This is a genomic window from Streptomyces sp. NPDC047061 (assembly GCF_040643955.1).
GTDB lineage: Bacteria > Actinomycetota > Actinomycetes > Streptomycetales > Streptomycetaceae > Streptomyces.
Genome location: NZ_JBEYVI010000136.1, coordinates 1 through 1,245, shown reverse-complemented (window position 1 = coordinate 1,245; position 1,245 = coordinate 1). Strand labels below are relative to the sequence as shown.

Genomic DNA, 1,245 nt, shown 5'->3' with positions numbered 1-1,245 from the left:
ACTTCTCCATGCTCAACACCAGCCAGCAGCGAAAACACCCTGACCTGACATGCCGTCACTGACACCAACCACCGACACCAAACCGGCACATCGCACCTCGTCAGTGACCGGAACGACCAGCGTCTTCGTCAGCTCGAAGCCCTTGCCGATCTCATCCGCCCGGACCTCGCGGTCCTCCAGCTCGCAGAACTTGCGGACCCTCACCCGGGCCATGTCCGCCACGTGGACTGATGGAAGCGCACCGAGTGGTCCTCGGTTGCGCTGGCCACGTGAACAGGCACCGTCACCAGGCCGAAGCTGATGGCACCTGACCAGATCGTTCGGGGCACAACACACCTCCACCACCAGCCCCGAGCCCCTCCAGTGTAGGGTCTCGGCTTTCGTGACCGAATCTCATGGTGAATAGCCAGATCATGGCCGATCGACGAATCTGAGACTGCACCTTGTAAGGCTGCTTTTCATCCTCCGCCCCCAGACATACGCCGTGGGTGCGTTCCAAACCTACGCGGGTGGAAGCCCGATGGCTCTATCGATAATTGCGCCTTTCAGTTTCGCACCTTTCAGGCTTGCGCCCGTGAAGTTGGCATTTTTCAGTTTCGCGCCCTCCAGGTTCACGCCTCTGAGGTTCGTATCCTTCAGGTTCGCGCCCTCCAGGTTCACGCCTCTGAGGTCCGCATCCTTCAGTTTCGCGCCCTCCAGATTCACACCTCTGAGGTCCGCATCCTCCAGCAACGCAGCGGTGAGGTTCGCGCGGGTCAGTTTCGCGGCGGGCAACTCCCCATCTGCGCCTAGGTCCGCACGAATCAGGTACGCGTTGGTGAGGTTCGTGCCCGTGAGATTCGTACCGATCAAATCCGCACCAATCAGGTCAGCGGTGCTGAGATTCGCACCCGTCATGTTCGTGGGGGTTTCCCTTTCCGAATCTCGGTCCGTGATTTTGAGGCTCAGGAAGGCACCGGCAAGGTCAGCCCCAGAAAGGTACGCCCCGGTGAAGTCCACGCCGTACAGTTGGGCGTCGGCCAGATTCGCTCTGGGCAATATGGCGTCTCTCAGGCTCGTTCCGTTGGCCCACGTCTCGGATAGATTTGCGTCGGACATGAAAGCTCCATTCAGCTTCACGTCCACGAGGGTCGCGCCAGCCAAGTTCGCCTTAGCCTCGATCGTTCATGAGTCCCCGGCAGCTTGCTGACGGGGACGTTGAGTCTGTGTGGTGGGATCTTTTCGGGGTTGGGGCAGGCTGAGGGC

1 protein-coding gene and 1 pseudogene are annotated in these 1,245 nt (G+C 60.4%); both read right to left on the bottom strand.

Annotated elements, in window-relative coordinates; all coding sequences use genetic code 11:
* Nucleotides 1–96: 96 nt before the first annotated feature.
* Nucleotides 97–329 (bottom strand): annotated as a pseudogene (locus tag ABZ887_RS51150) (Ku protein); the annotation flags it as partial.
* 172 nt (nt 330–501) lie between these two features.
* A complete protein-coding gene (locus tag ABZ887_RS51145) occupies nt 502–1,143 on the bottom strand; it encodes a pentapeptide repeat-containing protein (RefSeq protein ID WP_361306611.1) in 642 nt (213 codons plus the stop codon).
* Between the last annotated feature and the right edge of the window lie 102 nt (nt 1,144–1,245).